Genomic DNA, 26,811 nt, shown 5'->3' on the forward strand with positions numbered 1-26,811 from the left:
TGCCACACTTTGATTAAAGCCAGTCCTGCCTGCTTTTACGGCCTGATGACTTTAGTTTGAAGCCAGCCAATGTTACATACTGCACAAGAGATCTTCACGTCCATGACAGAAACCATCCTGATTGAAAATGATGCCAAAGCACTGGTGCAGGAGCATTTGGATCGTTTGGGACAGCCCAAGGAAATTCAGTTCACCAATGTTGAGAAACAGGCGCTATATGATGAAATTGCAGCTGAATTAAAACAGCGCAATGCGGTACTGGTTGCCCATTATTACTGTGATCCTGAAATTCAGGCGCTGGCTGAAGCAACGGGTGGTTGTGTTTCCGACTCACTGGAAATGGCCCGCTTTGGCCGTGATCATCCGGCCACTACCCTGATGGTGGCAGGCGTCAAGTTTATGGGAGAAACTTCCAAGATTCTCTCCCCCGAAAAAACCGTGCTCATGCCAACGCTGGAAGCCACCTGTTCACTGGACCTGGGTTGCCCAGTGGATGAATTCAGTGCCTTTTGCGACCAGCATCCCGACCATACCGTGGTGGTGTATGCCAATACATCGGCGGCCGTTAAAGCGCGTGCAGACTGGGTAGTGACCTCAAGCTGTGCAGTTGAGATTATTGAACATCTGGACAGTCTGGGCGAAAAAATTATCTGGGCACCCGATCAGCATCTGGGTCGTTATATCCAGAAAAAAACCGGAGCAGATATGCTGCTATGGGATGGCGCCTGCATTGTGCATGAAGAATTTCGTGCACGGGGCATTGCACAAATGAAGGCCTTGTATCCCGATGCTGCGGTGCTGGTGCATCCAGAATCACCAGAATCTGTGGTGGCCATAGCCGATGCCGTAGGTAGCACCAGCCAGCTGATTAAGGCCGCGCAAACCTTGCCACATCAAACCATGATTGTGGCTACGGATCGCGGTATTTTTTATAAAATGCAGCAGGCTGCGCCTGGCAAAACCCTGATCGAAGCACCAACCGCAGGCGAGGGAGCCACATGTCGTTCCTGTGCGCATTGCCCATGGATGGCCATGAATGGACTGGACAATATTTTGCATGTTTTAAAGACTGGCGATCAGGAAATTTTTGTTGATCCGGCGCTGGCACAACGCGCCAAAATGCCATTAGATCGCATGCTAAACTTTACTGCGAACTTAAAGCGCTGAAAAAAACTGCAATATCAGTTGTTTTGGTGGATAAATAAACGGTTGATGTATTAAAACGTATTTTTTTAAATACAGGTGTTGACGAGTGACGCGCTCACGCCTAGAATGCACACCGTACCGCACACAGTGTGGTACAAAAAGCTGAGATGATCGGAGTATGGCGCAGTCTGGTAGCGCACCTGCTTTGGGAGCAGGGGGTCCAAGGTTCGAATCCTTGTGCTCCGACCAGTTAATCGGCGGTTTATTGTAGTGCAGCCGCGTGATAACCTAAACACTAGATTAGGATCAGCAATCATGCGCCTGTAGCTCAGTTGGATAGAGCACCCGCCTTCTAAGCGGGTGGTCACAGGTTCGAATCCTGTCAGGCGCGCCACATAATGCCGCCAATCATCAAAATAATGCATCCCCTGCATTGTCTATGGTGGCTATAGCTCAGTTGGTAGAGCCCCGGGTTGTGATCTCGGTTGTCGTGGGTTCGAGTCCCATTAGCCACCCCATTTTATATTCCGTAATCGTCCGCTAAAGTCCATAAAAGCCTTTAAAATAAAGGCATTCAACAAAATAATCTTCCGTTATCTTCCGCCATAGTCCGCTGGCTTCCATTGGTTTTTGTAGCACCTGTTGTAGCATTTTATTCACCAAATTTTTGGTGCTAAATAAAAGGTGCTATATAAAATGCCAAAGATCGTTAAACCCTTATCTGACGCGGAAATCAGGCGAGCCAAGCCTCAGAATAAAGACTATAAATTACCTGATGGTATGGGCCTATCTGTACTGGTGGATACCAAGGGTAATAAATACTGGCGCTTTAACTATCCCAAACCATATACCAAGAAACGCAGCACTTTAGGCTGGGGCAGTTATCCTGATGTCACTTTAGCCGATGCACGCGAAAAGCGCGAAATTGCCTTGAAGCTACTGGAGCAAAACATTGACCCGGTGGACTATAAGAAAACTGAAGCGGATAGTAACTCAGAGCTGGCCAAAAATACATTTAAACATATTGCCCTGGAGTGGCTAGATCGGCAGGATAATTATGCAGATGCTACCCGTGCCAAAAGTATATATCTTCTTGAGTGTGCTTTTGCGCTGATCGGTGATAAGCCTATAGCCAAAATTACACCTCTGGAAGTTCTAAGCGTATGCCGGGTTGAGGAACAAAAGGGCCTGCTGGAAAAAGCTTCAAAAATTAAATCTAAGTGCGCCCAGGTATTCCGGTATGCAGTGGCCACTGGCCGTTGTGAGCGAGATCCAACGGTAGACCTGCGTGGTGCACTCAAAACACCTAAAACCAAGCACCACGCTGCTGTGATTGAGCCGGAACGGGTAGGTGAGCTGCTGAAGGATATTGACCAGTACAAAGGCCACATGATCACTCAGGCTGCCTTAAAAATCGCTCCATTAACATTTGTTCGCCCTGGTGAGCTTCGGTCAGCCAAATGGAGTGACATTGACCTTGATAAGAAACTGTGGACGTATACGCCACGTAAAACGCAAAATTCCACCGCAGTAGATCACATTGTGCCGTTGTCCACTCAAGCCGTGGCCGTGCTGAAAGACCTCAAAACACTAACTGGCCAAAGTGAGTATGTGTTCCCGTCCACCTTTTCCTTTCAAAAGTGTATGTCAGAAAATACAGTAAATCTGGCATTGCGCCGTATGGGTTGGTCTGGTGAGGAAATGTGTGGTCATGGATTCCGTGCAATGGCCCGGACAATACTGGAAGAAGTTTTGGAATACCCGATTGAAATTATTGAGCAGCAGCTGGCGCATAGGGTAAAGGATGTGCATGGCCGGGCATATAACCGAACCAAGCACTTGGCCAAACGTACAGAAATGTTACAGCGGTGGGCTGATTACTTAGATGAATTAAAGCAGAAATCAATTTGATTTCTGCTTAATATCAGGCTCTGGGTGTTCAGCATTTTTAATCTGCTTTTGCTGCCATGCAGTAATATCAGATTCTAGCCAGCCTACTGCACGGCCACCCAGCTGGTAATTTTTAGGAAAATCGCCAGTTTCCATATCATCATAAATTTTTGATTTCTTAATGCCACAGCGTTCAATGACATCAGGCAACCTCAGATATTTAAGCGCTACTGCTCCCATAGTTCTACACCTCATATTAAAAAGATGCCCCGCCATAGCAGGGCGGGATTATTAAAACGGAATTGGATCATCCAGGTTGGGCCGGACAGCTGGAGCAGGGTCCTTGGTCGGGTATTTGACCAGCTTGTCGTGTTGCGCTGCGAGCTGGTTTTTAATGATCCGGAAATCATGCTCGGTGTAGCCTTCCTCACCATGGCCAACATTAAAAACATAGTTTTTGATGTCAGTAAGATCGTGCACGGACTTGGTGGCCAGAATGTCCTTGAGCACAGACTGAAGCGGTTTGAATCCTTGTGACTGGCCATGCTGCTGGTTAGGGAAGCGCGAGAAATGTTTAAACAGCGCTGTGCTGAAGAAAATTTAAGTGATTATCACATTTACGAATTACAGCAAACCGCCATTGTTGCAGTCAAGCGTCAATTACAGGGTGATGATCAGCATGCCAACTATTAAGAAATCTACCTTTGATGAAGCCATGCGCATCCTTACTTATTTTGATAATGCAGCAAAATATGATGATCAAGATGATAACCCTGACGGGTGGGATGATGCCTGCATGCTTGATAGTTGCCGGTACTTACTACGTCAGATCAAAAAAGATGTAAATGCGAAAAATCAGGGGTTAGATAATTGACAAGTATGTCTGTGGAGGAATACCGCCGACGCTTTGGCCAACCAGTTAAAGCAGGTGCAGCAGTTAAGCTGGCAAAGCCATCCAAGTACAAAAGCCAGAAAATAGAAATTGATGGCCATACCTTTGATTCAAAAAAAGAGGGTAAGCACTATCAGGGTCTAAAACTACTGGAGCGTACTGGCCAGATTCAAGATTTGCAGCTTCAAGTGGTATTTGTTTTGGTGGATTCAGTGGTACTAGATGGCCGAAAAAAACCAGCCATGCGTTATATCGCTGATTTTGTTTATTTTAAGGGTGGACTAAAAATCGTTGAGGATGTGAAAAGTAAGGCCACGCGACGTTTGCCAGCATACAGGCAAAAGAAACATTTAATGGCATCAGTTCACGGCATTGAGATCAGGGAAGTTTAAGGGGTAATTATTATGGTAGTAGCAGTAGAGCGTTTTGATTTTATCGAGTTTTTACGGTTGGCCATTGCTGATACTGAAGGCAATCCACGCAGTAAAATTACAAGGTCAGTGGTACTGGGTGAGCTGGGCCTGTTATCAGACTGGCCAAAAATGTGGGCAGGCCTTTTAGTTACCCATGTGGAGCGTGAGCGCATTGCCGTGATTACACCATCACAGCGCCAGCATATCGATATGATCAGTCGTTATGATTTTTACTATGAATGGAAACGCCGCATAGCTGATAAGCCAGGTACTGTTGAAATTAAACAGGGTGCGATTAAGTCAGGTGACTTTTACCGCATCAGAAACCATATTGCCGGTGTGATTGAAAAAATCATGATTAAAAATGGTTTTCAGCCCAATCACTGTAACGGCACCGTGATCAAGGTGGCCAAGCAGCTGGCCGAGCTGGTGTTGATGAGCCATTTATTCGGGAAAGGCATGTGCGCCCATTGCAGTGGCATCGGCAAGCATGAAGTTTATGAGAGTGGCGAGTCAGCCGGCATTACCAAGTGCACGCGCTGTAATGGCACAGGCAAGATCCCGTACACCATTAATGAGAAACTAAAATTAATGGGTCTTAGCGCTATGCATAAATCCAACTATCGGCGTTGAGCGTGACGAGGAAGGCGAGATGATTACCAGTAATGTCACTGGCCTGCCTAAGCATCGTTTGGTCAATCATAACGTGGAAGAATTTTTTGATACGGTCAAGCGCTGGGGTGCAAGCAACGACACCAAGCGGCTGGCCAACATTGCCAACACTGCACCGTTTGTGCCGGATGCTGAAGTGGAGCGAGGCTGCGGGGCCTATGTAATCAAGTGAGCTTAGGCTCATTTTTTTTGCCCGTTTTGTTTGACGTAGTATGACAAAGGGGGATTTATGGCCACACTTAGGGAGCCAATAAAAATATTTATTGTTCAGTCACTTGCCTGTATGTACACCCCACAACAAGTGGCTGATGCTGTCAAACAAGAATATGGTATTGAAATTGATCGCCGTCAGTGCGCTGCATACGACCCGACTAAGCCAGCTGGTAAGAATTTAAGTAAGAAACTGGCCGACCTATTCCATAAGACCCGGCAGGAATTTCGGGAAAATATTATAGACATTCCGCTGGCCAACAAGGCATATCGCTTGCGTGAATTGCAGGATATGTACGACAGCGCAGGCAAAAACAAGGTTGTTAGGCAGAGCCTCATAAAACAGGCCTTTCAGGAAACAGACGGACGGGTGACGCGGCAGGAAATTACGGGTGCGGGTGGTGGACCTATTCAGCAGGAGGCAGCAAAACCACAGTACACACCTGAGGAACTGGCCAACCTCTCTACTGATGAACTATCAAGGCTTTGCTTGGACGGTAAAATATGATTTACACACTTGATGAGATTGCACCACTCATCAAGGAGTGGACGATCAGTACCAGACTGCCCGAAATTCGGGATGAAATGGTACGCCGTTATTACTACCGCAAGCTGACCGAGGCTACCCCAGCCAGTCGCAAGGCTGAACTGGATAAATGCAAGTCAGATCCGGTGCATTGGTTTAATCAGTGGGTATGGACCTACGATCCACGCGGTATGGCTTTTGGCCTGCCTGCTAATTTGCCATTTGTACTACGGCCAAAACAGGTTGAACTGGTGCACTGGCTAGCCGAGCGTGAATCTACTCAGACCCACGGCTATATTGATAAATCCCGTGATGAAGGCATGAGCTATGTGATTCTAGGCTTTTTCCTGCATCACTGGTTATTCATTGATGGGTTTGCAGCTGGTGTAGGTAGCCGTAAAGAAGATCTGGTGGACAAAAAGGGCGACCCTAAAACCCTGCTGCATAAATTTCGCGATATGTTCAGCAAGTTGCCCGACTGGATGAAGCCTGTAGGGTTCTCACGGCGCGAGCATGACAATCATTTGCGTATTGTCAATCCGGTTAACGATGCCACCATTACCGGTGAAGCTGGCGACAATATCGGCCGTGGTGGCCGTACCTCGATGTACCTGCTGGACGAATGGGCATTCGTGCCGGATCAGGAGTCAACCGACGCGGCCATAAGCCAGAATACCAACGTGCATAACTGGCTATTTAATTCACTGGCTCTAAAGATTAATGAAATTATTGACCAGCTGGATCAGCTGGAAAACCGGATTAAACCTGGTATGACCATGATGTGGCCAACTAGCACAGTGCCAGCGGGCTATCTGGAGTGTGCTGGCCAGGCTGTATCACGTACTACCTATGCGGCATTATTTGCAATAATTGGAACGAGCTTTGGCTCTGGTGATGGCTCTACCACTTTTAATATCCCGGACATGCGCGGGGAATTTGCAAGGGGTTGGGATCATGGCCGTGGCATTGATACTGGCCGTGTATTGGGAAGCTGGCAGGATGAAGCGTTTAAGTCACATAGCCATACCGCTAGCACGGCCAGTAGCGGTTCGCACAATCACTCCACCAAAATTGGCGGCGATAACAATAGCGTCCGAGGAGCGACATCTACAAATGCAATCACCATGTCTGAGGCCGCCGCTGATACGGCACCAATCGGCACTGGTCAGATCGTTGATGCGGGCAACCATATACATACAGTGACAGTGGATAGTACTGGAGGCCTAGAAACCCGGCCACGTAACGTGGCATGGATGTTTATCATTAAGTTCTAGTTTTAATTTTTAAGCACCCGTCCCTGTTTGGAAACAGTGGACGGTTTTTTTATGCCTGGATTATAGGAAATGCCATGAATAACTGGTCTACCATTTTAAATAATGCCCGGACATCGGCTGATATTATTGCAATCTTGCGCAATGTGTTAGCCCAGCTGGATAGCAAGTCTTTTACGCAGATTGAGGAGTTATTTCAGCAAACAGATTTAACAGCACAGCAAAAAATCGAGCAAATAGAAAATTTACTTTTTAACACTCAAAATTTAACACACACCAAACTTACTGAATTGGATGAAATTCTTGAAGCTTTTGGCAGTGGACAGGCAGGCCAATATAATTGGTTTGATTTGTTTATCACAACAATCTACGGCATTACACAGCGCGAATTTAATGAAAAAGTACGCTATAAAAATCTCAAACTACAGGACTATGTTACTAGCGCTCAAAACGGTGATGCGTCATTAGCATTACTTGCGGCAATGAATGCAGCAAAAATAAAAGGGGCTACTAGCATTGACTTTGAAGCCTATGACTATACATTCAAGACGCCCATTACGATTAACGCTTTAAGTAATGTCACACTTGAAGCAAGTGATGCAATTTTGCGCGATGTCAACGGCCTTGCAACGGTAGTAGAGTTTACCAGCGCAACAAATGTGCGGATCAAGTTAAATAGCGTAATAGGAATTGATGACTATACGCGACATCAAACCGTCGGTGCTGCATTCCAGTTTTTCTTTAAATTTACTAATGCAAAAAACTGTCAGGTTTATGATGCCTATGTCACTAACAAGCGCTCACTGGTGCAATTTTACGACTGCACGAACTGCAAGGCATTTGATAATGCCTTGACCGGCTTTTTACCAGCAGTTAATCAAGCCACGGCAGCGGAAATTAATGCTAATTATTTACCATTGATCAATATAAGCGGTGGCAAGTTTAATAAGGCTTATAACAACCATGCTGATAACCACGGTTCGTGCGTGCTGTGGGGACGTGATAGCGTTGCGCCGCTTGCATGGGCGAACACTGGAACAAATCTGCACGACAATGGAATTTATGGCAGCAGTGGCGCTCGCTCGATTGCATTTGCAAATAGCTTTGATGGTGTGCGTGGCACAGGTGTTAAACAGAGGGGTAGCTTAAATCTGGCTATTCTAAACACACTTAATAACTGTAATGTTTCTGTAGGTCATACCGGAAACGGCGCAGCTGACACATTTGGCGCTAATGGCTTTGGTAATTTGATTGCATTAAATGCCTCATCTTACAGTGTGTCTTATGCCTATAACATCGGTGCGCAAGACGGCTTGTTAGCGCGTGATAGCATGATCTTGTTCAATACCACGATGGGTCATAGTGGTGTTGGTGACTTTGCGCCAATCCAATCCAGTCAAGTGCAAGGTAATTTTGTGGCTGGTAACATTATTGATGCGCATACTGCTGACATGGGGATCTTGTTTGGCGGATCATCGGGACGTGACCGGAACAAGTCTGCATTCTTAGCATTAAATTCCTCATGTGGCAGTGCCCCGTTAGCCCGGACGCTAAATGGTGATTACCTCATCGCAGTGGGTAACCAAAATACAGGGACAGGGCAGGGTATCCAGCTTCGCTACCAGAAAAAGACACTATGTATCGCAAATAGTGCAGCATTTGCACCCGCCATTGTTGATTCTTCATCATACCCCAATGAAGATTTATTGATTATTGCTAACGGCGGCGTGGGTACTAATATCGCCAGCATTGCCACATCAATTGTAGAAGGAAATAAAACCACGTCACCGTCAATTGATGTGACTACTATTGCGCCAACGCGAGTTAATGTGTTGGTGCGTGATTTGGCTGGGAAACCTTATATTTCTGCGCTGCAAGGCAGTCCTGCAACGCTGCAATGGAAGCCGCTGTTTGACAAGCCAGTCACTGATTCAGCCATGATTACATTATCAAGCACCAGTGTTGCTGCAAGTGGCTATACAGATACAACAGTGGCTGCTACGGGTGCGAAATTTGGGGATCATGTGCAATTGTCATATAACCAAGTGCCAAGCAATTTTGATCTATTCAGCTTCAACGCTTTTGTGTCGTCAGCGGATACAGTGACAATCCGCCGCCGAAATGTCAGCGGTGCTACTGCAACGATTGGCGGGTGTGGTGCTTATGTACGTGTAACAGCAAGAGTTTAATAAAACTTAATTTTTGACCCAGCATCCGCTGGGTTTTTACATTTTGAAGGGAAGGGAAATCTTATGTCTGAACCAGTTTCAGCGTACGGGATGGGAGCATTATTTAAGGCATTTGGACTGGGCATCATTATCGCTGTGGCACTGGCTTTAGTATATCTGGTTGTCATTATGACGCGGATGCCAAGAACGCGGCAGGAATGGGCGGTAGGCTTAATTACAACTGTAGTTTCAAGTCTGGCCGGTGGCTCATTTTTAATTGTGAAATACCAGCTGCATGCATGGGGTGCCGATGTGTACGGCATGATGGCGTTGGGTGGATTCTATTTTGCCTGCGGGTTGCCTGGGTGGGCCATCGTCCGATGGGTATTCAATTTTATTAATCAGCGCGAGGGGGCCACGATTATTGATGTTGTCCGGGAAGTGAAGGACGAGATCCAAAAATAACCAGTGGTTTTATTGATTAGGGCTTGCCAAACGGCGGGCCCTTTTTTATGTCTGAAGGGAAAGATCATGTTATTGAAAAAAGGTGATACTGGGCCAGCCGTCACACGCTTGCAAACTGCACTGGCAAAGCTGGGTTTATATACATGGGTTATTGATGGTGACTTTGGCCAAAAGACTGAAGATGCGTTGAAAGCCTATCAGCAAAAATTGAATGTTAAACCTGACGGAATGTTAGGGGACTATGTTGCTGGCAAGCTCGGCCTGGTATCTGTGCCAGCTAGTGCACCAGTAAACACTAAACCAGTTATTGTGCTCACTGCTGGCCATAGCCTGGTAGATCCGGGCGCCTGCAACGGTAAATTTACTGAAGCTGGGATTGTTCGGGAAGTGCGCAATGGGGTCACAGCCATATTGAACAGTCGAGGCTACAAGGTCATTAATGATGGTACCGGCACTGACAACCAGCCACTGGGTAAAGCAGCAGCACTGGTCAAGCAGGGTAAAATTGCTATCGAGTTTCATTTGAATGCAGCAGTCAGCAAATCAGCAACTGGCGTTGAGGCATTGGCTCAGTCAAAAGATAAGCTGATCTGTCAAAAGCTGTGCAGTGCGCTCTCCAGTGTGCTGGATATTCCGGTGCGTGGATCTGCTGGCGGCTGGAAGGATGAAGGCAGCGGCCAGCATAGCAAGTTAGCGTATGTAAGTGCCGGCGGCATCATTCTGGAGCTATTTTTTATCAGTAACGATGCAGAGCTGCAAAAATACTTGGAGCGTAAAGACCATGTATTTACGGCCATTGCTGATGTGCTGACCGACCATGTTTAAAGTTGTTTTGCTGTGCATGCTGCTGGGTGGCTGCACAGCACACACAGTGAATATTCACGCAAATGTGACGGTTTGCGTGATGAGTACGCCGTGTCAGTAGCTAATACTCGGTATTGTTGAATTGCCGAGTATTGACTTATTTATTAGCCACTTGTCAGAATTATTTGAACAATAAAAAGTTTTTTTATATTTTCATGTTTCTAATCATAAAATTTTAAATGGAATAAATCATGAAAATTAATTTAAGCCTATTAACTGCATTAATTGGGGTGTTAATTACTGGCTGTACAAGTCTTCCTCCCACGGAGAAAGATAAATCAGTAAGCATCCCTAAAACAATTACCGAGTCACCTACAGCAGTAGATTTAGGGGCGCTGGCCACAAGTTCTAAAAAAAGTTTTCAGTTAACCCTTGATGAGCAAGCCAAAATTCAAACACAAATAGACAATATGCTGAATTATTGTCAACCTATTTTGACAAAGCTGGAGAAAGACAGTGCCAAAGGATCAAATAGATCATTCTGGCTATCTGTAGTGGGACTTGTTTCAGGCTCGCTGATTTCTCCAACTTTAGCTGCGGGAAATGCTGCTAAGTATGCTGGTGCTATCGCTGGTTTTAGTAGTCTTGGGGGAGCGACCAATTTAGCTAGCGAATCACTTAAAAATAATGGCCTTAGTGGTTCTTCAGCAGCAAATGATAGGAATGAAATTATTACACGTATTAGGGAAAAATTGGCAATTGTAGTTGATGGCAACAAGGAGGCAAGTGAGCGATTAAATGCAATCACAACTGCAAAAGCAGAATGTACACTTTATAAAATAACCGTTCCTACAAATGGTCAAAAAAGTTAAGTAATTTATTTGGTTAATAAATGCGTATCACCACACTGATTTTAGTTATTTTTGGCTTTTTTCTGCTAATGCTGGTTCCCGCATTAATCATTGACTATTTACCCTGGGAGAACGGATATAAGCAGGGCACTGGGGAGTATGTTGGCCATTCTAGTGCCCGATTCATGCAGTCAGCTAAGGAATGCACGCTTGATCCGGATGTGGCCAATGATGAAGGGTTTCAGCGAGGGTGCAGAGCGTTTTTTGAGTAGATGGTGTGCAATGTTTAATTGCACACCATCTATCTATTATTTCTTCCAACGCTCGACTAAGCAACTTAGATTTTCTAAACTTGTTCTATTTGTTTTTTGCTTCTCATCAATTACTTCTTTATAAAAATCATAATTTGTTAAGATTATGCTTTTAAGAGTTCTTTTAATAAGTTCTTCATCTAAATCTCCACAACGAATTCCAGCAGCAATAAATTCAAAGTAATTAAGCATATAGTTAGCACTTTGCTTGTCCAAAAAACTTAGACTGTTATAGGAGTTGTAGTCTAAAGAATGATTGTTTCTATTTTGAGTAGCTCGAATATTTGAATATATTTGAGTTGTAGATAATAAATTTCTATTATATTCATCAGAAAATCTGGAGTTCATTAAGATATTGAGCGTATTGGCTTTGATGTCGCTTATACCTTGTGCCCGGGTAGTGAAAAGCCAGCCAATAATTGCTGCTACAGCGCCAAGTATTACACCAGTCGCTGAAGAGTTGCTTTCAAAACTTTCAAAGCTAATAAAATCTGAGGTGGGATAGAGAAGCCCCCAGATAAATAACTCAAAAAATATTATCCCTACTATCCACATCATAAATAGAAGTTGGACGTGAGAACGAGGCTTAATAAAGAACCTATCTTCAACATGAAATTTAAAGTAGTAAATTAATATCCCATACGGAAGTAATAATAGGAAGGTTCTTATTGCATTTATAGAATCTAAAGTCATTTTTTTAAACCAAAAAAAACACCCAACATTGTGGGTGTTTTTCCACGCATGTGTTAGCCCAAACCGATACCATCATTTGCCATAGCTCCGATAAGTTTTTTCATAAAATAACTCCGACTGATAATCTTATAGATAATTTATATGAGGTTGAGTGCTCGACATCTCAACTCACAACAGACAAGACACATATAATTTTCTTTACTTGCTGGTAGAGAAAATGCAATCAATTGCGTTTTGTCAGAAGCAAGTGTATAGCTTAGAGATATAATTTACTATAGGATTTTACTAATAAATGTTAAGTTTGTTTATCATTTTAAAAACTAATAATAAAAATTTTTCTTAAGGTAAGATACTGAAATTAATTGATTTAATATTAATATGAATTGTAAATTATTTTCAAGTATCATTGAGTGAAGTTAAGTTTTTAGAACTTATCTGTAGAGTTAGAGTCAAGTCACTTTTTTTAAAACAGAGTTATCAAGGAAAAAATACGCTCAGCATAGGCAACTGTATCGTCCGTCATTATTTGAAACAGTCCTTCATAGTTGGGCCTTTCTCGCCATACAATGAATCGCCCTTTATTTTAAATTCCATTATGCTCACCTTAATTTTATTTATATTGTTGCTTATTATACATTGCTAAAGAATGACCAAGTATAGCAATCTGTTGTGATAGGGACTCAAACCTAGGGTCAACATTAGAACTTAGTGGGAGCAAAACAACCACCCAAAACCATGTTTTAATTTATGTAGCACCTGTTTTAACATTACAGTCTTGATTGATTGATTAAAATTATAAATAACAACTACTTATATTTATTGTTCGAGTCCCATTAGCCACCCCATTTAATTTTTCAAATAATACTAATAACTTTAATTATCCTAAAGTTTAAGCTTAATTAACTTTCTTTAATTATTAAGCCTCTTATGCAGCTATTAAGCTAATTTTTTACTGCTGGCTGTAAATAAAATTGCCCTGTAACCAGTACAGGGCAAAATCCTTAATACACAATGATTGGCCTTATTTAAAAGCGATAACCCAGCTTTAAGCCCACTGCCAGTGCATGATTTTCCTCAAAGTCGGCGACTTCTGTCCCGCTACTCACCTTAGCGGTGGCATCACCCAGCCAGAAGTATTTTACCCCGCCAGACAACTCAACCTGGGGAGCCGGGCTATAGCGCAGACCTAAGCCTACATTCCAGTAACCTTCAGTGGGGCCCAGTGTGGTAACCGGATTGCCTGCGCCACTGTCCCAGCCTACAGACACATTACCAGCCAGCGTATTGTTTAGCTTGCGGCCTACACCCACGTTGGCAGACCACTGGTCATCGGTATAATCCACCAAATTAAAACCATTCGTTGCCGGAGAGGCTGCCGTAGCTACTGCGCCAAATAAAGCAGGCCTGATGGCAAAACCAGACCACTCGACCCAGCGTAAATTGGCAAAGGCTACAGTGTCAGCCATAACACCTGTCTGAAAATCCAGATTGACCGATTGTGGTGTCGTAACTTCACTTGCCCGTTCAAGGCTGGAAGGGGCAATGGCATTTAAGGCCGTAAGACGTGCTTGCTGGGTGGCTAAACCAGTGCGTGTTGCTGTTAAGGACTGTTGCTGAGCCAGCAGGCCTGCTTTGCGGGGATCAGTATCCGGCAGGGCAGCCAGTTGGGCCAAGCCTGCATTTACTTGAGCCAAGCCCGCATTCACTTGTCCTAAGCCACTATTTACCGCAGTCAGTAGGTTGCCAATTTGCAGGCTTTCCTGTGTAGATGCATTGTGTTCAATTTCTGAACGGTAAGTTAAGGAGGCTTTCAAGGCAATTTCAGGAATTTCATAGGCCATGCCAGCAACCCAGCCAAAGGCACTGTCTTTCTCGCCAGATGAGCTATAACCATTATAAACGCTATAGGCCGTTCCACGCAGGTCAACTTCAGCTTTCTCAATTTCCTGATAAGCCAAGCCCCCATAAACCTTAAAATTATCGACCGGCTCATAACCAAACAGGGTTGTAATATTGCGGGTCTTAAGGTCAGAAGAAGTATTACCGGAAGTTCCAGTACTGCCATTGGCAGTAAAGTTATTGTTACCACGGTAAGTGGCCCTCGCACCAAATGGTTCATCGTAAATCATACCGACAGATAATTTGTCAGTTGCCTGTACCTTAATTGCAGCGCTACCAAAGGTATAGCTTTCACCAATATCAGAGATGGCATTACCAGAGCGATCCTTGCCCTCCACTGTGGGGTGCAGGGAAGATACCCCAATTTCGGCATAATTACCCGGTTGTAAAAAGGCCGAGATGGATTGACCAGAACGGTCAAGGGCAGCAGCGAATACAGACGTGGCAGGCAGGGCAACAATGGCAATAGCCACAGCTAGGCTTTTCATTTTCATTCAGTTCATTCCATGATTAAAGACGGCTAAAAGATGAACTTATAAAAAAACTTATTCATTCAGAGCTTTTAAGCAGCTACTTCCAGTAGAAAAATTCCTTTCTATCATTAAATAGATTTTAGAGTTATCTATTTAATAGCTTCATTCGCAATGAAGCTAACCCACTATATTTTTATTTCTTTGACGTTGTCAATCCGATTTTTTGCATCCTAAAGTCGAATATCAAAATATAAATTGGTAGTTTTAGGACTGGTCATTGATAGATTAACGGATCAGTAACAGCAGGGCTGGGTTGCTTTAACAAATGAATTGAGGAGTGGATTTTTGCATAAGCTTGTTTAGCTGAAATAAATTATTCCCCTGTTATTGCTGCGAGTTACTACTGTCTTAGGATAAATCAGCTCAGTCACAGGGCAATCATCATCAGATTCTATTGTTACGCATTTAATAATATTTTTTTATTGACAGAAATATTACTTAATTTAGAATAATAATTATTATATTGTAATTTTGAATTAACTTTCTGAGATTAGCCACATGAATAACCGCACTCGTGTTACCGAATTATTTAGCCGGGAAGAAATCCGGCAGTTGACTGAGCGTTCGGATTGGCATGGCGGCTGGGCAGTGGCATCTACATGGGCGGTGATTGGTGGTACGTTTGCCGGGGTAGCCGTGTCGTGGCAATATTTGCCATGGTGGGGGAAATTATTGATGTGCGCTGCAGCGTTGCTGATTCTGGCTGGACGGCAACTGGCGCTGGCTATTCTGATGCATGATGCTGCGCATAGTAGCCTGTTTAAAACTCGCTGGTTTAATGATTACCTAGTGGACTGGTTGTGTGCCAAGCCAATCTGGAATGATGTGCACAAGTACCGTCCGTATCATGTACGGCATCATGCCAAAACCTCTACCCCTGATGATCCTGATTTATCATTGGTGGCAGGGTTTCCAACTACCCGTGCCTCACTGGCACGCAAGTTTATGCGGGATATTTCTGGCATGACTGGTGTTAAGTTTATTATGGGACGGGTCATGATGGATCTGGGGCTGATGGAATGGACCGTTGCCAATGATGTAAAAAAAATCCCACAGCAGGGTAGGCCATGGCACGATTATCCGCTCACATTGATGAAAAATAGCTATGGGGCTATTTTAACTAATGGTGCCATACTGGGAGCATTGTGGGCAGCAGGACACCCCAAGTTGTATGGTTTATGGGTGCTGGCTTATGTAACCCCTTTCCCCTTGCTTATTCGCATCCGGTCTATGGCTGAACATGCAGGCATGCAAAAAAGTGCCTCTGCGCTAACCAATACCCGGACTACCCGGGCTGGTCTAATTGCCCGTGCTCTCGTTGCACCTATTCATGTCAATTTTCATATGGAACATCACCTGATGGCCTCAGTGCCATATTTTCGTTTGCCAAAAATGCACCGGATGCTGCGTGAGCGTAACCATGTACCTAAAGCACCCGGTTATCTGGAAGTGCTGCATTTGTTATCAAATAAATCTGCCCAGTCCGTCGAGTCAGTGCCTAATACATAATCAATGATAGGTAGGCGATATAAATTTACCGCTTATTATTTATGCAGTGAGAGTGTTATGAGGATATAAAGCTGCTTATGAATAAAATGACTGGCGAGTAAACTTTTACTTCAAACCTTGAAGTATAATTTCTTAAGCAAGACTTAAGACCTATCAGTAATTTAATCCTGCTGCTGAACAGTCGCTGTCTTGCTGAACCGCCTTCGGGCGGTTCTTTGTTTTTTAAGTATCTGAATAATAAAATTTTATGAAAAAAACCATTTCTTGTGTTTTAACTGATCCAGCTTTCTCATTTTATAGTCCTAATTTTACCAATCAGCATGTCCCCATTTTTTAATTTAATTCCGCTGCAAATGATTTTACGGTTGGCAAAGGAATTGCAAGGAGATATTCAATTCTAGGTTTGGCTGGGCTGATAGCATAATGAAAGCAATGTTTACAGTAGTATTAATTGGAGCAGGATTATACTTTACCTCCGATTTTGGAATAAGCAAAGCCGTGCATATGTCGGCAAAAAATAGCAATTATCAGCAAAATATTGATGGAAATTCACAATAGCTGTCATTTTTGCCCAAAAAGACTAATTACTTTGCCCTGTATATTCAGGGTAACTCAGACCCATCAAAGGCATGGATTGCCGTGATCCGGACTTGGTTAGTGAAACAACGGCTTACCGCTTAATGCCATGGTCACCTGCAATAACAGGTCTTTACTGTTTTCTTCACTTAAGCCCTTAATGGCGGCATCGGTACGCTGTAACAATGCTGGCCATTGCATCAACTGTGATCCGGCTGTGCGCTTTAGGGCCTGCTGGTAATAGCGGACTTTATTTTGCCAGATGCCTAATTTCTGGTATTGGCCAGGCTGTTCAAATAATTGCATCAGCAAGCGCATTTCACGGGAAAGTGCCCATAAAATCAGGCTATCTGCTTCTCCTGATTCGAGCAAAAAGCCAAGAATTTTAACGGCCTGTAATGCATTACCCTGCAAGGCAGCATCTGCCAGATCAAAACTGCTAAAACGTGATTGTTCCGTCAGTCCGGCCTGTAGATCTTCAAGACTAATCAGTTGATTCGGCTGATATAAGTCACTGAGGCGTAACAAGGTTTGCTGGGCTGCAAACAGGTTGTTTTCAGTTTGCGCCATGAGTAAATCCCAGGCATCACGTGCCAGTTGAACACCCAATGAGTGTGCTTCATCCTGCAAAATGGCCAGACGTTCCTGCATATTCTGAATGCTAAGCTGAACCACCACGCTATTGGCATCAATGCTTTGAAAAAATTTGGTTTTTTGTGCGGCTTGATCCTGCCGCGGCATAATAATGACCAGCGTATTGTCTGCTGGTGATTGAATAAACTGCTGAAGCTGGTCTAGCCCTGCGGCATCCGGCTTGATATTGCCATGCGCTTCTATTGCCAGTTTTTCTGAAAATAATGACAGGCTGTTGAGTGAGTTAAAAACATCACGCCAGTCATTAACTGTATTGATCTCAAAACGTTGGCGTTCAACGTGCTGGGATTGCCAGTATTTGCGCAAGGCATTGAGCAGGTTTTGCTCAAGTAGGGGTTCATTCCCATGTAACAACCAAACCCCACTGGCTTGGGAAACTCGTCCCATCGCACCCCGATAATCCAGCCGCATAATAAACTATGGCGCAGTTTTCTTGCCATCAGCAGTAGCATACTGCATCCGGCCTGCATGCAATTGGCGGGCAATCTGCATGGCAGCATCCAGATTCATTTCCTCAATCAGGTGGGCTTCTTCCTGATTTTCGGTATTTACCGTAGCAATGTCATACTGATAACTGCGGCGTGAATAGACACTGTAGTCAATGGTTAAGGGCTCACCCAGACTGCTTTCAATATGATAGGTAATGGCCAGACGCAGTTGCACTTCAGTCAGGCGGCCACTTAACAGCTGGCGGGTTTGCTGATAATCGGTAATCTTGATAATCGGTGCGGTTTTGTCCTGATTCACCATTGCGCCCAGTGATTGCAAATAAACCACTAAAGGTTCACGCAGGGCTGCGGCCTGTTGCGGCAAATCCACCTGTACATTTTTATAGGCCACAGGAATAGCAGAGGTCTGGGTACCGCGCAAATGAAAACCACAGCCGCTTAAGCTTGCCGCAGTTAAGCCCAAAGCCAGACTTAAACTCAAGTGACGAAGGGTGATCGCTGACAGTATTTCCGGTTTTTTCATGCCTGCTGTTCCTGTATAAAGCCTGTTGCCCATTTATAGCCTAATTGTGGTCATTCCTGCGGCCTAGACCACAAGATTAACCAGTTTGTTTTTGACAACAATTTCTTTTTTGGTGGGGCCAGTCAAAAATTGCTGAACTTCTGGCAGGGCCTTGGCCAGTGCTTTAAGTTCATCATCGCTGATATCCATGCCAACTTCCAGCTTGCCACGCAGCTTGCCATTCACCTGTACTACAATGGTCTGGGTATTACGGGTTAAAGCCGATGCATCTACTTGCGGAAAGCGGGCATTTACCAGATCAATGTCAAAGTGTGCCAGAAGTGCCTGACTTAAATGCGGTGCAAAAGGTGCCAGCAGTAGCAACAAACTGGTAATTGCTTCGCGCTCGGCAGCCCGGTCGTTGTCATCTTTGGCTTCAAACTTGGCAATGCTGTTGAGTAATTCCATCAGGGCAGCAATGGCAGTGTTGAAGGATTGGCGGCGCTCTATGTCATTGCCCACTTTCTGAATGGTTTCATGCAGCTTGCGGCGTAGTTCCTGTGCTGCTGTATCCAGATTTGCTGTTTGCAACGGGGCCAGAATAGTTGGTGTGTTTTCCAGATGTAGCTGGGTCTGGCGCCATACCCGCTTCAGGAAACGGCTGGAACCTTCTACACCCGCATCCGACCACTCCAGTGACTGGTCTGGTGGTGCTGCAAACATCATGAATACACGGGCGGTATCAGCACCAAAGCGGTCAATAATGGCTTGTGGATCAACGCCATTATTTTTGGACTTGGACATTTTTTCCATGCCGCCAATATTCACTGGCTGACCATCGCCTTTATAGCGCGCGGCCAGTATCCGGCTTTTATCGTCTTTATCCAGCTCAACATCTGCCGGGTTAAACCAGATTTTCTTGCCGTTTTCGCCTTCGCGATAAAAGGTATCTGCCAGCACCATGCCTTGCGTGAGCAGGCGGGTAAATGGTTCATTGCCTTGAACGACGCCTTCATCACGCATTAACTTATGGAAGAAGCGCGCATACAACAAATGCAAAATGGCATGTTCTACACCACCAATATACTGGTTAACCGGCAGCCAGCTTTGTGCAGCTTCGGGCTTCACCATACCGCCGGTATAGTCAGGCGACGCATAACGGGCATAGTACCAGCTGGATTCAACAAAGGTGTCCAGCGTATCGGTTTCACGTCTGGCAGCCGCACCGCAGCTTGGGCAGGTGGTTTCATAAAACTCTGGCATTTTGGCCAGTGGATTGCCCGAACCATCCGGTACCACATCGGTGGGCAGTACGACAGGAAGCTGGTCTTCCGGCACTGGCACCTGTCCGCACGATTCACAGTTGATCATGGGGATCGGGCAGCCCCAGTAGCGCTGCCGTGAAACGCCCCAGTCACGCAGGCGGAACTGCACCTTGGCACTGGCTAGACCCTGTGGCTCCAGCTTGGCCAGAAATGCATCAAAAGCACCCTGATAATCCAGTCCGTCAAATTCGCCAGACTGCACCAGTTTGCCATCCTTACTGCCATACCATTCCTGCCACGCATTGCTGCTATAGTCATCCGCACCATTAACCTGAATGACTTGCTTGATTGGCAACTGGTATTTATTGGCAAATTCAAAATCACGCTCATCATGGGCAGGCACAGCCATTACTGCGCCAGAGCCATAGCTCATCAGCACATAGTTGGCGACCCACACTGGCACTTGCTCGTTTGACACCGGATGGGTAACAAACAGGCCAGTAGCCATGCCTTTTTTCTCGGCAGTGGCAACATCGGCTTCAGCCACCGAACCCATGCGGCATTCTTCAATAAATGCTTTTAGTACTGCATTATTTTCACTGGCCTTGATGGCAAGCGGATGCTCGGCTGCAACGGCTACATAAGTCACACCCATTAAGGTATCAGGACGGGTAGTAAATACAGTCAGGCTGTCAGCATAAATGGCAGGGTTAGCAGAAGGAAAGCTAATGTCCATACCGGTAGAACGGCCAATCCAGTTGCGCTGCATGGTCAGCACTTGCTGAGGCCAGCCGCCAGTTTCATCATTAGGCTGTAACTGGTCCAGATCGTCCAGCAATTCTTGCGCATAATCAGTAATGCGGAAGTAATACATGGGAATATCACGTTTTTCGACCAGTGCTCCAGAGCGCCAGCCACGGCCATCAATCACCTGTTCATTGGCCAGCACAGTTTGATCCACCGGGTCCCAGTTGACTGTCGACAGCTTGCGGTAAATCAGGCCTTTTTTATACAGCTGTACAAATAGCCATTGCTCCCAGCGATAATACTCCGGGGTACAGGTGGCAATTTCACGGTTCCAGTCAATGGACAAGCCCAGTCGTTTTAACTGGCCACGCATGTAATCAATATTTTCAAAGGTCCATTTGGCAGGTGCGACCTGATGGGCAATTGCCGCATTTTCAGCAGGCAGGCCAAACGCATCCCAGCCCATGGGTTGCAGCACCGTTTCACCTTTTAGGCGGTAGTAACGACTAATCACATCGCCAATGGTGTAGTTGCGCACATGACCCATGTGCAGCTTGCCGCTGGGGTAGGGAAACATGGACAACACGTAGCGGCGTGGGCTGCCGGTTTCATCAGCCACTGCAAAACTTTGACGTGATTCCCAGTCAGCCTGAACAGCAGGTTCGATTTGGGCAAATTGATATTCAGAACTTTGAGTATTGGATGTTGTCATAACCACAAAACAGGCAATCATAAAAACTTGAGCGCAAGCATAGCCTAAAAATGCAAAATGCGCGCGCTTTCGTCAGCAACATCGTTATTTTTTACCAATTTTTTAAATGGATAGAGGGCTATTAAAAATGATTTAAACAGCCAGTCTGTTTTTATTTGCATCCGTTGGCAATATTTTGCTGGTAGGTCTGGATTTGCTGAGCACGCCGCTCTTCAGTGATATAAGCCCGTTCACCACCTGCATCATTTTCATAGAGGCGACGCCCGGTTTGTAGCAGTGCCAGATTATCCTGCATGCCCTTACAGGCCTCAGCACTAAGTTTTGGTGCTGGTTTGCTGGTCGGTGCTACATTGTTACTGGCTGCATTAGGAGTGGTATCACCAGCAGGTGCAGTTTTTTGGGCATTGGCAACAGGGGCAGGTGCTGGCCGCTCCTTAATATTGACTGACTGGGAATAACGGGCAGGCGGTGGAGTTTGTGTATAGTGCAGCACACCTTTGGCGTCTTTCCATTTGTAAACTTGCTGAGCCTGTACAATAGTGGACAGCATTGCAGTTGCACTGATCAACAGACCAAGTTTTAGCATTTGAATGATTGTGTGCATGCTCATCTACTTATGGATTCATTGATTGACTGAATTTTTTCCAAGCCCTTAACGTTCAGTAAACGCTGGTCTGGTTTGATCCTGCGCTGGAACAATCAGGCGGTTGGCAGGCGGCGGTGTAACTGGTGTAATCATTGGCTGTGGTGCTGTTACCGCTGGTGGAATTTGCTGGCCATTGCTATTGGGTATAGAACCATTGTTGGCTGCATTAGCCAGCTGGTTGGCATCCATAACGCTGGTTGGGGTGCTATTTGCAGTGCCATTGCTGTTTTCAGCATTGGCCGGGGCTACGGGAGTTGGCGGAGCCAGATCATCAATGTAGACTTTTTTGGCAGATCTTACGCCATTTTTGCCCGGTGGGGTCTGGGTATAGTGGGTAGAGCCATCTTTACCTACCCATTTATAAAAGGTTTCTGCTGCGGCTGACTGACCGCAGATTATGGTGCTGAATGCAGCAACCAGCATAAAACCACGTGAAAGCATGTGAAATGACCTGCCTGATGTGAATGGCATGATTTTAGAACGTGTCGCCTGCTTTTGGAATTTTAGACTATTTTTTAACATACGATGGAACTCCCTACCGCATCGCAATAATTTAATGCAAAGTAGCTAAAATAAGCTTGTTGCGCAAGTGAAATTACTATACGCGGTAGCAGGTTGGAGCTATATGGCGTTATCGTAAAGCCAACAGGTTTTAATCCGGCAAAGCTTGCAGCAATCCGGCAAGAAAGTTGCAGGTTTTCCTTGACATCACTGGCTTAAAATAAAACAATAGCTCTCTTTTTAAATTTGAACGATTTGTGCCGATCACCCTTCGGCGGCAGACGTTTTGCTTTGGTAGACATCAGACCCCACTCGGGTATGTTTGGCTCATAGCGGGTACTTTACCATCCCAAAAAGTACCTGACGCGGTACAGCAGTCACAATAAATGCTGTAATAAAGGTTTTCCGTCATCTTCCTACCAAAGCCGCAGTGGTGTTTTGTCGTGTTTACTGGTCTTCAGTCGGCACGGAATTGTGTCAAATTCAAGGATTAATGATTCCTTCATTAGTCAGCATACAGGGTGAGTCATTTTGGAACTTTTATCTGGTGGAGAAATGCTCATTCGCGCGTTAGCGGATGAGGGTGTTGAGCACGTTTTCGGTTATCCGGGCGGCGCCGTTTTACATATTTATGATGCACTGTTCCAGCAGGACAGGGTGCAGCATGTATTGGTGCGTCACGAACAGGCAGCAGGGCACATGGCTGATGCCTATTCCCGCTCAACAGGCAGAACCGGCGTGGTACTGGTCACTTCAGGCCCCGGTGCAACCAACACAGTCACACCAATTGCAACAGCCTACATGGATTCTATTCCCATGGTCATCATTTCCGGTCAGGTGGCAACCCATCTGATTGGTGAAGATGCTTTCCAGGAAACTGACATGGTTGGGATTTCCCGTCCAATCGTGAAGCACAGTTTTCAGGTACGCCATGCTAGCGAAATTCCATCCATTATCAAAAAAGCATTTTATATTGCAGCCAGTGGCCGTCCTGGTCCGGTGGTGGTTGATATCCCTAAGGATGCGACCAATCCCGCTGAGAAATTTGCCTATGAATATCCGGAAAAGGTCAAGCTGCGCTCTTATCAGCCACCTGCGCGCGGACATTCTGGCCAGATTCGCAAAGCCATTGATGAGCTGGTTGTTGCCAAGCGTCCGGTAATTTATAGCGGCGGCGGTGTCATTCAGGGCAATGCTGCCAGCCTGCTGACTGAGCTTGGTCATCGTCTGGGCTTTCCGGTCACCAATACACTGATGGGCCTAGGTGGTTTTCCCGGTTCTGATCCGCAGTTTATTGGTATGCTGGGCATGCATGGTACCTATGAAGCCAACATGGTTATGCACCATGCCGATTTAATTCTGTGCGTAGGCGCACGTTTTGATGACCGTGTGACCAATAATCCGGCCAAGTTCTGTCCGGATGCCAAAGTCATTCATATTGATATCGATCCGGCAACCATTTCCAAGACTATTACCGCACATATTCCGATTGTGGGTGCTGTTGAACCGGTTCTGGCTGAAATGCTGGCCCAGCTCAAGCAAATGGGCATTGAAAAGCCGAATGCTGAAGCTATTGATCAGTGGTGGGTACAAATCAATGAATGGCGCAAGCGTCATGGCTTGCGTTATGAGGCGGCTGATCCCGGTGAAATGAAGCCGCAGCAAGTGGTTGAAGCGCTGTACAAGATTACTGACGGCAAGGCAATTATTACCTCTGACGTAGGCCAGCACCAGATGTTTGGCGCGTTATATTACAAGTATGACGAACCAAGACAGTGGATCAACTCTGGTGGCTTGGGAACCATGGGTGTTGGCTTGCCATACGCAATGGCGTGCAAGCTGGCTTTCCCGGAAAAACAGGTGGTTTGTATTACGGGTGAAGCCTCGATTCAGATGTGTATTCAGGAACTGTCAACCTGTACCCAGTATGGTATTTCCGTCAAGATCCTGTGCCTGAACAACCGTGCGTTAGGTATGGTGAAACAGTGGCAGGACATGAACTATGAGGGCCGTCATTCCAGCTCCTACATGGAATCACTGCCGGATTTCACCAAACTGATGGAATCCTATGGTCATGTCGGCATCCAGATTAATCATCCGGATGAGCTGGAAAGCAAACTGGCAGAGGCCATGGCCATTACCGATAAATGTGTATTTATCAATGCGATGGTTGACCCTAAAGAGCACGTTTATCCCATGCAAATTGCGGGTCAATCCATGCGTGACATGTGGTTAGCAAAAGGAGAGCGGACATGAACCGCCACATCATTTCCGTACTGGTTGAAAACGAAGCAGGGGCATTGTCACGCTTGGTAGGGCTGTTTAGTCAGCGCGGCTATAACATTGAAACTTTAAATGTTGCACCGACTGAAGACGAAACCCTGTCACGCCTGACCCTGACCACTTATGGTGATGAACACAAGATTGAGCAAATCACCAAACAGCTTAACAAGCTGATTGAAGTGGTTAAAGTAGTTGACCTGTCCGAAGGCGCGCATATTGAGCGTGAACTCATGCTGATCAAGCTTAAGGCATTGGGTGCTGCACGCGCTGAAATCAAGCGTACTGCTGATATTTTCCGTGCGCAAATTGTGGATGTCACGCCAACCACCTATACCATTCAGATTGCGGGTACCACCGACAAGCTGGACGGCTTTATTGAAGCATTGTCTGAAAACACCATTCTGGAAGTTGTGCGTTCCGGTGTGTCAGGCATTGCGCGCGGCGAAAAAGTTTTAACTGTATAACGGGTTTTCCCTCTTATGTAAGGGGGAAGCAGAGTGGGCCGATGTGTTTGCATTTAACCCCACCCTGACCCTCCCCTTATCAGGGGAACGAACCTCAAATGATTTTTTTAAAGTTTTACTCGGAGACCTCACATGCAAGTTTATTACGATAAAGACGCCGATCTTTCGATCATCCAGGGCAAAAAAGTTTCAATCATTGGTTACGGTTCTCAAGGCCATGCCCATGCATTGAACCTGAAAGATTCAGGCGTAGACGTTACTGTCGGTTTACGTAAAAACTCTCCATCATGGAAAAAAGCTGAAAACTCTGGCTTACAGGTTGCAGAAGTTGCTGATGCAGTTAAATCTGCTGACGTGGTGATGATTCTGACTCCAGATGAATTCCAGTCCAAACTGTACCGTGACGAAATTGAGCCAAACATCAAGCAGGGCGCTACACTGGCGTTTGCTCACGGTTTCGCCATTCATTACAACCAGGTTGTACCGCGTAAAGATCTGGACGTAATCATGATTGCGCCTAAAGCGCCAGGCCATACTGTACGTTCTGAATACCAGCGTGGTTCAGGGGTACCTGACCTGATTGCGATTTATCAGGATGCTTCTGGCAATGCCCGTAACGTGGCGCTATCTTATGCGTCAGGTGTTGGTGGTGGCCGTACCGGTATCATTGAAACCACATTCCGCGAAGAAACTGAAACTGATTTGTTCGGTGAGCAGGCAGTACTGTGCGGTGGCGCGGTTGAGCTGGTTAAAATGGGTTTTGAAACACTGGTTGAAGCCGGTTATGCCCCAGAGATGGCTTACTTTGAATGTTTACATGAGCTAAAACTGATTGTTGATTTGATGTTCGAAGGCGGTATCGCTGACATGAACTATTCCATTTCCAACAATGCAGAATATGGCGAATATGTCACTGGCCCAGAAGTGATCAACGAGCAATCCCGTGAAGCCATGCGCAATGCACTAAAACGCATTCAGTCTGGTGAATACGCTAAAATGTTCATTAGCGAGGGTAGCCTGAATTATCCATCCATGACTGCGCGCCGTCGCCTGAATGCTGGACATGGTATTGAAGTGACTGGTAACAAACTGCGTGCCATGATGCCTTGGATTCAAGCCAATAAAATCATCGACAAAGAGAAGAACTAAGCTTTGATGGCTTAATTTAACTCGATACGATGCAAAACCCCTGCTAAAACTAGCAGGGGTTTTTACTTTGTAGCAATGCTTTAATAGGGTAAATAGAGGTCAAGAAATGCCAGTTTTACAGACAATTATTATTTACGCTAAAAATCTCCAGCGTAGTGCAGAATTTTATCAAAAATACTTTGGATTTATTGGCGATGGTCAGTTGGTTGATGGCTTGATTGAGTTGAATGCCCCTAATCAGGGAGCCTCTATCTTAATTCACCAGGCAGCCAGAACCATTAGAACGGGACATGCGGGTTTAAAGCTCATGTTTGATATTGAAGATATCGAAGGGTTTAAGCAGCACAGTGCTACATTAGGGCTAAATTTTGGTGCTACCCACCAAGCCAATGGCTATGTATTTGCTAATACCAAAGACCCCGATGGTAATTCTATTGCGATTTCAAGTCGAAACTTCCGTAAAAGCATTTGTCTTAAATAGTTTATTGCCTTATAGCAAAATTTTAAGGCTATGCTCCATAAGCTATTGTTAGTAGAATAAATTTATTTTTTAATTCAATGCAATAAGTTATTTTGCATTTGAAGACTAAAAACGCACTCAAAAGTGCGT

At 45.4% G+C, this 26,811-nt stretch carries 28 protein-coding genes, 3 tRNA genes and 1 pseudogene; 23 read left to right on the forward strand and 9 right to left on the reverse strand.

Annotation, left to right across the window (positions count from 1 at the left end):
• Window positions 1–102: 102 nt before the first annotated feature.
• The 5 genes from nadA (at window position 103) to BKE30_RS03850 (ending at window position 3,057) form a co-directional block, all read left to right on the forward strand.
• Window positions 103–1,167 carry a quinolinate synthase NadA gene (gene nadA, locus BKE30_RS03830; RefSeq protein WP_076877326.1) on the forward strand — a complete coding sequence of 355 codons (1,065 nt, stop codon included), beginning with the start codon at window positions 103–105 and terminating at the stop codon, window positions 1,165–1,167.
• A gap of 151 nt (window positions 1,168–1,318) precedes the next feature.
• Window positions 1,319–1,395 (forward strand) — tRNA-Pro (locus BKE30_RS03835).
• Window positions 1,396–1,463: 68 nt separating this feature from the next.
• Window positions 1,464–1,540 (forward strand) — tRNA-Arg (locus tag BKE30_RS03840).
• A 48-nt stretch (window positions 1,541–1,588) separates the two neighbouring features.
• Window positions 1,589–1,664, forward strand: a tRNA-His gene (locus BKE30_RS03845).
• A 178-nt stretch (window positions 1,665–1,842) separates the two neighbouring features.
• Window positions 1,843–3,057, forward strand: coding sequence for a tyrosine-type recombinase/integrase (locus BKE30_RS03850; protein WP_076877327.1), 1,215 nt, complete (start codon window positions 1,843–1,845; stop codon window positions 3,055–3,057).
• On the opposite strand, the gene BKE30_RS03855 is transcribed toward BKE30_RS03850, so the two are convergent.
• Together BKE30_RS03855 and BKE30_RS03860 are read right to left on the reverse strand one after the other, a co-directional pair.
• Window positions 3,049–3,312, reverse strand: coding sequence for a helix-turn-helix transcriptional regulator (locus BKE30_RS03855; protein ID WP_198938038.1), 264 nt, complete (start codon window positions 3,310–3,312; stop codon window positions 3,049–3,051). The two genes, BKE30_RS03850 and BKE30_RS03855, sit on opposite strands and share 9 nt — an antisense overlap.
• 15 nt (window positions 3,313–3,327) lie before the next feature.
• Complete coding sequence (locus BKE30_RS03860; protein ID WP_143253640.1) at window positions 3,328–3,516, reverse strand: hypothetical protein; 189 nt, start codon at window positions 3,514–3,516, stop codon at window positions 3,328–3,330.
• Between the two features lie 90 nt (window positions 3,517–3,606).
• On the opposite strand from BKE30_RS03860, the gene BKE30_RS16460 reads away from it, so the two are divergent.
• From BKE30_RS16460 to BKE30_RS03925, 13 genes and pseudogenes are all read left to right on the forward strand, one after another.
• Window positions 3,607–3,729 (forward strand): hypothetical protein, encoded by a 123-nt coding sequence (locus tag BKE30_RS16460; protein WP_264754284.1) that lies wholly within the window; start codon window positions 3,607–3,609, stop codon window positions 3,727–3,729.
• Window positions 3,716–3,910, forward strand: coding sequence for a hypothetical protein (locus BKE30_RS03865; protein WP_076877330.1), 195 nt, complete (start codon window positions 3,716–3,718; stop codon window positions 3,908–3,910). The genes BKE30_RS16460 and BKE30_RS03865 overlap by 14 nt, the downstream gene beginning before the upstream one ends.
• Window positions 3,907–4,320 carry a DUF1064 domain-containing protein gene (locus BKE30_RS03870; protein ID WP_198938039.1) on the forward strand — a complete coding sequence of 138 codons (414 nt, stop codon included), beginning with the start codon at window positions 3,907–3,909 and terminating at the stop codon, window positions 4,318–4,320. Before BKE30_RS03865 ends, BKE30_RS03870 begins: the two co-directional genes overlap by 4 nt.
• 12 nt (window positions 4,321–4,332) lie before the next feature.
• Window positions 4,333–4,974 (forward strand): zinc finger-like domain-containing protein, encoded by a 642-nt coding sequence (locus BKE30_RS03875; protein ID WP_076877331.1) that lies wholly within the window; start codon window positions 4,333–4,335, stop codon window positions 4,972–4,974.
• A 19-nt stretch (window positions 4,975–4,993) separates the two neighbouring features.
• Window positions 4,994–5,185: a putative metallopeptidase gene (locus tag BKE30_RS03880; protein ID WP_076877332.1), complete on the forward strand. Its 192-nt coding sequence runs from the start codon at window positions 4,994–4,996 to the stop codon at window positions 5,183–5,185.
• Between the two features lie 57 nt (window positions 5,186–5,242).
• Complete coding sequence (locus tag BKE30_RS03885; RefSeq protein WP_076877333.1) at window positions 5,243–5,731, forward strand: DUF2280 domain-containing protein; 489 nt, start codon at window positions 5,243–5,245, stop codon at window positions 5,729–5,731.
• Window positions 5,728–6,435: pseudogene (locus tag BKE30_RS16175) on the forward strand (terminase); the annotation flags it as partial. The gene BKE30_RS03885 and the pseudogene BKE30_RS16175, both read left to right, overlap by 4 nt.
• Before the next feature lie 93 nt (window positions 6,436–6,528).
• Window positions 6,529–7,023, forward strand: a complete 495-nt coding sequence (locus BKE30_RS16290; RefSeq protein WP_227518345.1) for a tail fiber protein — start codon at window positions 6,529–6,531, stop codon at window positions 7,021–7,023.
• Window positions 7,024–7,097: 74 nt separating this feature from the next.
• Window positions 7,098–9,209: a hypothetical protein gene (locus BKE30_RS03900; protein WP_076877334.1), complete on the forward strand. Its 2,112-nt coding sequence runs from the start codon at window positions 7,098–7,100 to the stop codon at window positions 9,207–9,209.
• Window positions 9,210–9,272: 63 nt separating this feature from the next.
• Window positions 9,273–9,653, forward strand: a complete 381-nt coding sequence (locus BKE30_RS03905; protein ID WP_076877335.1) for a hypothetical protein — start codon at window positions 9,273–9,275, stop codon at window positions 9,651–9,653.
• Between the two features lie 66 nt (window positions 9,654–9,719).
• Window positions 9,720–10,478, forward strand: a complete 759-nt coding sequence (locus BKE30_RS03915) for an N-acetylmuramoyl-L-alanine amidase (protein WP_083698421.1) — start codon at window positions 9,720–9,722, stop codon at window positions 10,476–10,478.
• 230 nt (window positions 10,479–10,708) lie between these two features.
• Complete coding sequence (locus tag BKE30_RS03920) at window positions 10,709–11,329, forward strand: hypothetical protein (protein ID WP_076877336.1); 621 nt, start codon at window positions 10,709–10,711, stop codon at window positions 11,327–11,329.
• 20 nt (window positions 11,330–11,349) lie between these two features.
• Complete coding sequence (locus BKE30_RS03925; protein WP_076877337.1) at window positions 11,350–11,580, forward strand: hypothetical protein; 231 nt, start codon at window positions 11,350–11,352, stop codon at window positions 11,578–11,580.
• Between the two features lie 36 nt (window positions 11,581–11,616).
• Here the strand turns inward: BKE30_RS03925 and BKE30_RS03930 are convergent, their stop codons facing one another.
• Together BKE30_RS03930 and BKE30_RS03935 are read right to left on the reverse strand one after the other, a co-directional pair.
• Complete coding sequence (locus tag BKE30_RS03930) at window positions 11,617–12,312, reverse strand: DUF4760 domain-containing protein (protein ID WP_076877338.1); 696 nt, start codon at window positions 12,310–12,312, stop codon at window positions 11,617–11,619.
• A gap of 1,025 nt (window positions 12,313–13,337) precedes the next feature.
• Window positions 13,338–14,705, reverse strand: coding sequence for an outer membrane beta-barrel protein (locus BKE30_RS03935; RefSeq protein WP_076877339.1), 1,368 nt, complete (start codon window positions 14,703–14,705; stop codon window positions 13,338–13,340).
• 537 nt (window positions 14,706–15,242) lie between these two features.
• On the opposite strand from BKE30_RS03935, the gene BKE30_RS03940 reads away from it, so the two are divergent.
• Window positions 15,243–16,253: a fatty acid desaturase family protein gene (locus tag BKE30_RS03940; protein WP_076877340.1), complete on the forward strand. Its 1,011-nt coding sequence runs from the start codon at window positions 15,243–15,245 to the stop codon at window positions 16,251–16,253.
• Window positions 16,254–16,907: 654 nt separating this feature from the next.
• Here the strand turns inward: BKE30_RS03940 and holA are convergent.
• The 5 genes from holA to BKE30_RS03965 form a co-directional block, all read right to left on the reverse strand.
• Entirely contained in the window at window positions 16,908–17,894 is a 987-nt protein-coding gene (gene holA, locus BKE30_RS03945) for a DNA polymerase III subunit delta (protein WP_076877341.1), read from the reverse strand.
• A gap of 6 nt (window positions 17,895–17,900) precedes the next feature.
• The gene (locus BKE30_RS03950) at window positions 17,901–18,455 is read right to left on the reverse strand and encodes an LPS-assembly lipoprotein LptE (protein ID WP_076877342.1); all 555 of its coding nucleotides are present in this window, start codon (window positions 18,453–18,455) and stop codon (window positions 17,901–17,903) included.
• A 63-nt stretch (window positions 18,456–18,518) separates the two neighbouring features.
• On the reverse strand, window positions 18,519–21,158 hold the full coding sequence (gene leuS / locus BKE30_RS03955) for a leucine--tRNA ligase (RefSeq protein WP_076877462.1): 2,640 nt from the start codon (window positions 21,156–21,158) through the stop codon (window positions 18,519–18,521).
• 151 nt (window positions 21,159–21,309) lie between these two features.
• Window positions 21,310–21,762: a DUF4124 domain-containing protein gene (locus BKE30_RS03960; protein ID WP_158073154.1), complete on the reverse strand. Its 453-nt coding sequence runs from the start codon at window positions 21,760–21,762 to the stop codon at window positions 21,310–21,312.
• A 48-nt stretch (window positions 21,763–21,810) separates the two neighbouring features.
• Entirely contained in the window at window positions 21,811–22,245 is a 435-nt protein-coding gene (locus BKE30_RS03965) for a DUF4124 domain-containing protein (RefSeq protein ID WP_076877344.1), read from the reverse strand.
• A gap of 591 nt (window positions 22,246–22,836) precedes the next feature.
• On the opposite strand from BKE30_RS03965, the gene BKE30_RS03970 reads away from it, so the two are divergent.
• The 4 genes from BKE30_RS03970 (at window position 22,837) to BKE30_RS03985 (ending at window position 26,682) form a co-directional block, all read left to right on the forward strand.
• Window positions 22,837–24,561 (forward strand): acetolactate synthase 3 large subunit, encoded by a 1,725-nt coding sequence (locus BKE30_RS03970; RefSeq protein WP_076877345.1) that lies wholly within the window; start codon window positions 22,837–22,839, stop codon window positions 24,559–24,561.
• Complete coding sequence (ilvN, locus tag BKE30_RS03975) at window positions 24,558–25,052, forward strand: acetolactate synthase small subunit (RefSeq protein ID WP_034279131.1); 495 nt, start codon at window positions 24,558–24,560, stop codon at window positions 25,050–25,052. The genes BKE30_RS03970 and ilvN overlap by 4 nt, the downstream gene beginning before the upstream one ends.
• A gap of 132 nt (window positions 25,053–25,184) precedes the next feature.
• Complete coding sequence (gene ilvC, locus BKE30_RS03980) at window positions 25,185–26,201, forward strand: ketol-acid reductoisomerase (RefSeq protein ID WP_076877346.1); 1,017 nt, start codon at window positions 25,185–25,187, stop codon at window positions 26,199–26,201.
• A 106-nt stretch (window positions 26,202–26,307) separates the two neighbouring features.
• On the forward strand, window positions 26,308–26,682 hold the full coding sequence (locus BKE30_RS03985; protein WP_076877347.1) for a VOC family protein: 375 nt from the start codon (window positions 26,308–26,310) through the stop codon (window positions 26,680–26,682).
• The last annotated feature ends 129 nt before the right edge of the window (window positions 26,683–26,811 follow it).

Origin of the sequence: Alkanindiges hydrocarboniclasticus, assembly GCF_001982605.1 — a bacterium.
Lineage (GTDB): Bacteria > Pseudomonadota > Gammaproteobacteria > Pseudomonadales > Moraxellaceae > Alkanindiges > Alkanindiges hydrocarboniclasticus.

Bases quoted from the DNA above. Each gene is read 5' to 3' on its own strand.
- BKE30_RS03855 (WP_198938038.1), bottom strand. From the start codon at position 3,312: ATGGCGGGGCATCTTTTTAATATGAGGTGTAGAACTATGGGAGCAGTA.
- BKE30_RS03875 (WP_076877331.1), top strand. From the start codon at position 4,333: ATGGTAGTAGCAGTAGAGCGTTTTGATTTTATCGAGTTTTTACGGTTG.
- BKE30_RS03865 (WP_076877330.1), top strand. From the start codon at position 3,716: ATGCCAACTATTAAGAAATCTACCTTTGATGAAGCCATGCGCATCCTT.
- ilvC (WP_076877346.1), top strand. From the start codon at position 25,185: ATGCAAGTTTATTACGATAAAGACGCCGATCTTTCGATCATCCAGGGC.
- ilvN (WP_034279131.1), top strand. From the start codon at position 24,558: ATGAACCGCCACATCATTTCCGTACTGGTTGAAAACGAAGCAGGGGCA.
- BKE30_RS03935 (WP_076877339.1), bottom strand. From the start codon at position 14,705: ATGAAAATGAAAAGCCTAGCTGTGGCTATTGCCATTGTTGCCCTGCCT.
- nadA (WP_076877326.1), top strand. From the start codon at position 103: ATGACAGAAACCATCCTGATTGAAAATGATGCCAAAGCACTGGTGCAG.
- BKE30_RS03925 (WP_076877337.1), top strand. From the start codon at position 11,350: ATGCGTATCACCACACTGATTTTAGTTATTTTTGGCTTTTTTCTGCTA.
- BKE30_RS03885 (WP_076877333.1), top strand. From the start codon at position 5,243: ATGGCCACACTTAGGGAGCCAATAAAAATATTTATTGTTCAGTCACTT.
- leuS (WP_076877462.1), bottom strand. From the start codon at position 21,158: ATGACAACATCCAATACTCAAAGTTCTGAATATCAATTTGCCCAAATC.
- BKE30_RS03880 (WP_076877332.1), top strand. From the start codon at position 4,994: ATGATTACCAGTAATGTCACTGGCCTGCCTAAGCATCGTTTGGTCAAT.
- BKE30_RS03950 (WP_076877342.1), bottom strand. From the start codon at position 18,455: ATGAAAAAACCGGAAATACTGTCAGCGATCACCCTTCGTCACTTGAGT.
- BKE30_RS16290 (WP_227518345.1), top strand. From the start codon at position 6,529: ATGTGGCCAACTAGCACAGTGCCAGCGGGCTATCTGGAGTGTGCTGGC.
- BKE30_RS03965 (WP_076877344.1), bottom strand. From the start codon at position 22,245: ATGCTTTCACGTGGTTTTATGCTGGTTGCTGCATTCAGCACCATAATC.
- BKE30_RS03960 (WP_158073154.1), bottom strand. From the start codon at position 21,762: ATGCACACAATCATTCAAATGCTAAAACTTGGTCTGTTGATCAGTGCA.
- BKE30_RS03915 (WP_083698421.1), top strand. From the start codon at position 9,720: ATGTTATTGAAAAAAGGTGATACTGGGCCAGCCGTCACACGCTTGCAA.
- BKE30_RS03905 (WP_076877335.1), top strand. From the start codon at position 9,273: ATGTCTGAACCAGTTTCAGCGTACGGGATGGGAGCATTATTTAAGGCA.
- BKE30_RS03900 (WP_076877334.1), top strand. From the start codon at position 7,098: ATGAATAACTGGTCTACCATTTTAAATAATGCCCGGACATCGGCTGAT.
- BKE30_RS03850 (WP_076877327.1), top strand. From the start codon at position 1,843: ATGCCAAAGATCGTTAAACCCTTATCTGACGCGGAAATCAGGCGAGCC.
- BKE30_RS03940 (WP_076877340.1), top strand. From the start codon at position 15,243: ATGAATAACCGCACTCGTGTTACCGAATTATTTAGCCGGGAAGAAATC.
- BKE30_RS03930 (WP_076877338.1), bottom strand. From the start codon at position 12,312: ATGACTTTAGATTCTATAAATGCAATAAGAACCTTCCTATTATTACTT.
- BKE30_RS03920 (WP_076877336.1), top strand. From the start codon at position 10,709: ATGAAAATTAATTTAAGCCTATTAACTGCATTAATTGGGGTGTTAATT.
- BKE30_RS03985 (WP_076877347.1), top strand. From the start codon at position 26,308: ATGCCAGTTTTACAGACAATTATTATTTACGCTAAAAATCTCCAGCGT.
- BKE30_RS16460 (WP_264754284.1), top strand. From the start codon at position 3,607: ATGTTTAAACAGCGCTGTGCTGAAGAAAATTTAAGTGATTATCACATT.
- holA (WP_076877341.1), bottom strand. From the start codon at position 17,894: ATGCGGCTGGATTATCGGGGTGCGATGGGACGAGTTTCCCAAGCCAGT.